The organism is Vibrio cholerae ATCC 14035, from assembly GCF_000621645.1.
Taxonomy (GTDB): domain Bacteria; phylum Pseudomonadota; class Gammaproteobacteria; order Enterobacterales; family Vibrionaceae; genus Vibrio; species Vibrio cholerae.
Genome location: NZ_JHXR01000051.1, coordinates 1 through 5,159 on the forward strand (window position 1 = coordinate 1; position 5,159 = coordinate 5,159).

At 42.2% G+C, this 5,159-nt stretch carries 9 protein-coding genes; all 9 read right to left on the reverse strand.

The annotated features are described in order from the left end of the window. Positions 1–62: 62 nt before the first annotated feature. The 9 genes from T411_RS1000000121410 to T411_RS0115455 all read right to left on the reverse strand — a co-directional run bounded on the left by T411_RS1000000121410 (position 63) and on the right by T411_RS0115455 (position 4,935). The gene (locus T411_RS1000000121410) at positions 63–179 is read right to left on the reverse strand and encodes a hypothetical protein (RefSeq protein ID WP_001889170.1); all 117 of its coding nucleotides are present in this window, start codon (positions 177–179) and stop codon (positions 63–65) included. Then, positions 142–267 carry a DUF645 family protein gene (locus tag T411_RS1000000121240; RefSeq protein ID WP_001944767.1) on the reverse strand — a complete coding sequence of 42 codons (126 nt, stop codon included), beginning with the start codon at positions 265–267 and terminating at the stop codon, positions 142–144. Before T411_RS1000000121240 ends, T411_RS1000000121410 begins: the two co-directional genes overlap by 38 nt. Before the next feature lie 296 nt (positions 268–563). Then, positions 564–1,079, reverse strand: coding sequence for a GNAT family N-acetyltransferase (locus tag T411_RS0115425; RefSeq protein ID WP_000343784.1), 516 nt, complete (start codon positions 1,077–1,079; stop codon positions 564–566). A gap of 193 nt (positions 1,080–1,272) precedes the next feature. Continuing rightward, positions 1,273–1,452 carry a DUF645 family protein gene (locus T411_RS0115430; RefSeq protein WP_001889238.1) on the reverse strand — a complete coding sequence of 60 codons (180 nt, stop codon included), beginning with the start codon at positions 1,450–1,452 and terminating at the stop codon, positions 1,273–1,275. Between the two features lie 295 nt (positions 1,453–1,747). After that, positions 1,748–2,605: a DUF2971 domain-containing protein gene (locus tag T411_RS0115440; protein WP_000280037.1), complete on the reverse strand. Its 858-nt coding sequence runs from the start codon at positions 2,603–2,605 to the stop codon at positions 1,748–1,750. A gap of 153 nt (positions 2,606–2,758) precedes the next feature. Continuing rightward, positions 2,759–3,148, reverse strand: a complete 390-nt coding sequence (locus T411_RS0115445; protein ID WP_000491261.1) for a VOC family protein — start codon at positions 3,146–3,148, stop codon at positions 2,759–2,761. A gap of 218 nt (positions 3,149–3,366) precedes the next feature. After that, entirely contained in the window at positions 3,367–3,681 is a 315-nt protein-coding gene (locus T411_RS01000000119680) for a DUF4144 domain-containing protein (protein WP_000248695.1), read from the reverse strand. Positions 3,682–3,950: 269 nt separating this feature from the next. After that, the gene (locus T411_RS1000000120555) at positions 3,951–4,184 is read right to left on the reverse strand and encodes a DUF3709 domain-containing protein (RefSeq protein ID WP_001999499.1); all 234 of its coding nucleotides are present in this window, start codon (positions 4,182–4,184) and stop codon (positions 3,951–3,953) included. 325 nt (positions 4,185–4,509) lie between these two features. Next, entirely contained in the window at positions 4,510–4,935 is a 426-nt protein-coding gene (locus tag T411_RS0115455; RefSeq protein ID WP_000415748.1) for a hypothetical protein, read from the reverse strand. Positions 4,936–5,159: the final 224 nt, after the last annotated feature.

A 5,159-nucleotide genomic window follows, 5' to 3' on the forward strand; every position in this document is an offset into this window, starting at 1 on the left:
CGCGTTGACAGTCCCTCTTGAGGCGTTTGTTAGCTTCGTAGCCTATTGTTTAACAATGGCTTTTAACACATTTGTTTGAAAGGCATTTTACGCAAAAGAATCAAGCAAGCACACGTCCAACGCCAAAAGCTGTGACGTTGGCTACCAAAACTTAAAACGATCAAGGTTAAGTTGGCCACGGTTAAGAGTCCGCGACAAAGAAAGCAAGATCACAGCGATGATGCAGCATTTTGTGAAATCAAACTTTCCGAGCGGAACATCCAACAACGTTGAAGCATCGAGGCTTACTAGTTTTCAGCGACTTTGCACCCACTGAACTTTCAACACGTTCGACCAAATCAGCATCAAGAAAAGCTCAAAAGCCAAATTGTGCAATTTGAACGCTAAAATCTGAATTTTTAGGACAATTAAACCCAGATTTTGATGATTTTTGCTTTAAGAAGCTAACGCCCGCCTAAGGGGCTGGCAACGCATAACACTAAACTCAAACGCAACAACTTTAACCACCCCGGCTCAATGGGACTGGAAACGCTACGCGTTGACAGTCCCTCTTGAGGCGTTTGTTATGCGGTTAATAGCTTAGACATATACAGCTCATTAACATACTCACCATCGACAACCAGAGAATGGCGCTTTAAACCCTCAACTTCAAAACCACATGACTCATAGAGCCTTTTAGCTCTCTCATTGTGCTGCATTACGGTCAACTCTAGCCGGCTATATCCATGAGAAATCGCCCAGCCTTCAAGCTTGTTTACTAATTCTTTTCCAAATCCTTGGCCTTTAACAGCTTGGAGAAGGCCAATGACCAAAGACATGCAGTGTTTATTGCGATTGGCTGTATTACCTACACCGACAATGAAACCAAAAGCCTTTTCATCATTGGTCAGTAAATACATCACCTTATTAGATGAATCATTGAATGAGTGAATAATTTGGATTTGCTGCTCCAGTGTGGTTGTCCTTTCTTCTGGTTCAAGCAGCATAAATTTAGACTCTCGATCTAATTGGTACATTAATGACAATACTGACTCTGCATCTTCGACTGTTACTTTTCTAATAATCACTTTTTCATCCATGCTCAAATAACTGCATAACGCCCGCCTAAGGGGCTGACAACGCATAACGACCAAACTCAAACACAACAGCCGTAACCACCGCAGCTCATTGGGACTGGAAACGCCACGCGTTGGCAGTCCCTTTGAGGCGTTTGTTAGCTTCGTAGCCTATTGTTTAACAATGGCTTTCTAACACTTTTGCTTGAAATGCATTTTATGCAAAAGCATCTCTCAAACACACGTCCAACGCCAAAAGCTGTGAAGTTGGCTGCCAAAACTCAAAACGCTCAAGGTTAAGTTGGCCACGGTTAAGAGTCCGCGACAAAGAAAGCAAGATCACAGCGATGATGCAGCCTTTTGTGAAACCAAACTTGCCGTGTGGAACATCCAACAACCTTGAAGCATCGAGGCTTGTGGGTTTTCAGCGGCTTTGAACCTGCTGAACTTTCAACACTTTCTACCAAATCGGCATCAGAAAAACTCGAAAGCCAAGTTGTGAAACTTGAATGCTAAAAGCTGAGTTTTCAAAGTAATTAAACCCAGATTTTGATAATTTTCGCTTTAAGAAGCTAACGCCCGCCTAAGGGGCTGGCAACGCATACCACTAAACTCAAACACAACAACCGAAACCACCGCGGTTCAATGGGACTGGAAACGCCACGCGTTGACAGTCCCTCTTGAGGCGTTTGTTAGATTTTCTTTCGCACTAACTCAAAATCATTATCAGACAAGTTGAACTGAAACAGTTGAAAATCTATATGTTTGGAATCCCAATGGTGGATTTTTGCAATACTGTTCTGAATAAACTCATCCTCACATTTTGCGCCGAATATTATGCTTTTGACAGCATCGAATGGGATGTGAAATAAATGTATGTTTCCATTTACTACTTCAGTTGAAGTCTCAAGAGGTAGCTCCATTCGATACTCTTGTTCGTATTCCCAATCACTTCCTTTCGTTAGAAAGACCTCAGACATCGCCTTTTGCCAAAATAATATTGTTTTCCTACGCTTTGTATATGTGACTTTTAATGGAGTACCTGCATAGTCAAGCACACCACCAGTTTTCTTATTGGGAATAACTTGATTGAAAAATTTGTGCGAGGTATCGAATTCTATCACATACCCTTTATGGCTATTTCCATAGTGTGACCACATCAAAAGACTATCTTCTTTTGCTGATAAACAAAGTATTCCATAAGATTGGTCAATTATATCTCGATATTGTCCATTCGCGACACTTAGACCAAAAGCATCAATTTCATCTGTTACTTTTTTCACGCGTTTATGGTTACTAGTCAGAAGAAGCCTAATCGCAAATACCTTTATAGACATCGGGATTAATTTTATATACCAAGGTTCATTTTGGGGAATTTCCTTTACCAAAACTTCAATATTGTCGAGGATATATTGTTTGGTATTTTCTCCCATAAAGTCGACATAGCGGGGTAAAAGCTCGAATGGATCATTGAACTGTCCAGGCTGAGTAAACCTTAACATTCCATTCTCAAAAAACTGTGGCAACTCATTCGAAATATATTTGTACATCCTTACTTTCCCGAAAAATCTAACGCCCGCCTAAGGGGCTGGCAACGCATTATCACTAAACTCAAACACAACAACCATAACCACCGCGGCTCAATGGGACTGGAAACGCCACGCGTTGGCAGTCCCTTTGAGGCGTTTGTTATAGCGGTGCTTTTAGTTGCCCGTGGACATATGATGTGTTGCACATAGCTTATTGCCTGCAGGATCTCGTAAATAAGCTAAATACATTTTTCTTTGTCCACTCGTTCTGATACCCGGAGGATCTTCACAAGCAACTCCACCATTTGCTAAACCGGCTGCATGCCATGCTTCTACTAACTCTGGGCTACTAACTTTGAAGCCAATTGTCATCCCATTACCATGCGTCGCAGGTTCACCATTTACTGGTTTAGTAATACCAAGCACACCGTCTTGGTTTATGTAGAGACAGCGGCCTTTAGCGTCAATAACACCCGCCGGATAACCTAACACCGACAATATGGCATCATAGAAAACCTTTGACTTTTCAATATCATTTGAGCCGATCATGATGTGACTAAACATACTTGTTCCTTTTGTTGAGCAAAGTCGGAATTTACTCTGAGGCATCGATTGAGCAATGTCTAGGTTGAAATGTGAGATAAGCTATAACGCCCGCCTAAGGGGCTGACAACGCATTACACGAAACTCAAACACAACAACCGAAACCACCGCGGCTCAATGGGACTGGAAACGCCGCGCGTTGACAGTCCCTCTTGAGGCGTTTGTTATGTTTATTTAGCCTAAGATTTCAAACAGTTAAATGCTTCAGCGACTGTTTCAAACTGAATTTTCGCCAAACAGACTTCCGCTAAACAAAACTCATGACGTTGAATCAATCTAGACGCTTCCTCTGCTGAAATCTGGGTTGAATTTCCAATCAAGCTAACTGCTGAATCATTTGAAACTATTGAATAGACAAAACCTTCAGAATCAATGACTCGATCGCTCGGACTAACGATCAGATCCACACATTCGCAATTCAAATCAGCCTCTGAGCCCAAATAAACAAGCTCATCGTCACCATCTAATTTCAGAATACAAGGCCAATTGACCATGAACTTCTCCGATAAACATAACGCCCGCCTAAGGGGCTGACAACGCATAACACCAAACTCAAACACAACAACCGTAACCACCGCGGCTCAATGGGACTGGAAACGCTACGCGTTGACAGTCCCTCTTGAGGCGTTTGTTATGCTTAAGCTTCAACACTTTACATTTGAACCAAATCAAGAGTAACCCAATGAAATCATTGGCCAAATTCCGAGTTTCCTTGAATTAGAACTGGCTAAAATTTCACCTATGAACTGACCAATGCAGGCTTTCATTTAGCAACTAGGCCAATGTGGAAACCCTCTCCGACAAACTCACTCGCCACGCATGGGCGCGACAACTCAATGAGGCAATAACACTGAAATTTACAGCGACAGACACATTGCTGTTTCATTAGGCAGCGCAAAACAATATTCAATTGCCGACAGACTTTAAGCCTGTAAGTAAAGGCACCAGACTGCTCAAAGCGACTTGAGCCAACAAGACTAACCTCGCGCAGACTCAAAAACCTAGTGAAGCAACAACTCAGAATTTACAGCGCCAGACACATTGCAGCTTCATTAGGCAGCGACAAACAATATTGAATTGCCGACAAAACCTGAACGAAATCCCAAAGGAATCGACATTCACAACCTGCTGATTTTTATGGATTAAGCATAACGCCCGCCTAAGGGGCTGGCAACGCATAACAACTAAACTCAAACACAACAACTGCAACCACCGCGGCTCAATGGGACTGGAAACGCCGCGCGTTGACAGTCCCTCTTGAGGCGTTTGTTAGGTGCGGGACCATAAACTCAAAAGCTCGCCAAAATTGACGAGCCTCTGTGCTAGATTCTGCTTTTCAGTTCAGTATAAATATTATCTAGAATATGAAATTCATCTTCCGTCCAACAACGCGCTATTGATACCCAGTAATCACCCGTTTCATCTGTACCTTTAAACTCTACTTTCAACTCATACTTTCTCATCGAAACCAAAGCCAAAATCAGAGCAATTAGGAGCGCAAAAAAACCAAACTCAGGTACAAAAGCCCAAGTCGCTGCTGACAGTAAAATGGCGTATGTTGTCACTTTAACCACGTTATCTTTGAAGCCAAGACGCTTCAGTTCAATACTCTTGATTTTACTTAAGTGATAACTCTCTTTTTTCACTTTCAGCTCAGATGCTGTTACTTGAAAATCATTAGCCGTGTAGGGTTTACGAAACCGAATAGCATTTACTAGCAACTGTACTTTCTCGTTACTTTTTTCCACCTTTATTCTCCATGTTATTAAAGGTTAGCAAAAACTAATGTAATCATGGTGTTAAAGGTTATTTTCAAAACGACTTATACATAATCAGGGAGAATGCATCAACAAAAATAAAGCCAAACTGTGAATGCAACACACCTAACGCCCGCAAGGGGCTGGCAACGCATTAACACTAAACTCAAACACAACAACTGCAACCACCGCGGCTCAATGGGACTGGAAACGCC

Excerpts from the sequence above, each read along its gene's own strand:
- T411_RS0115425 (WP_000343784.1), bottom strand. The coding sequence starts at position 1,079 with ATGGATGAAAAAGTGATTATTAGAAAAGTAACAGTCGAAGATGCAGAG.
- T411_RS0115440 (WP_000280037.1), bottom strand. The coding sequence starts at position 2,605 with ATGTACAAATATATTTCGAATGAGTTGCCACAGTTTTTTGAGAATGGA.
- T411_RS0115445 (WP_000491261.1), bottom strand. The coding sequence starts at position 3,148 with ATGTTTAGTCACATCATGATCGGCTCAAATGATATTGAAAAGTCAAAG.
- T411_RS01000000119680 (WP_000248695.1), bottom strand. The coding sequence starts at position 3,681 with ATGGTCAATTGGCCTTGTATTCTGAAATTAGATGGTGACGATGAGCTT.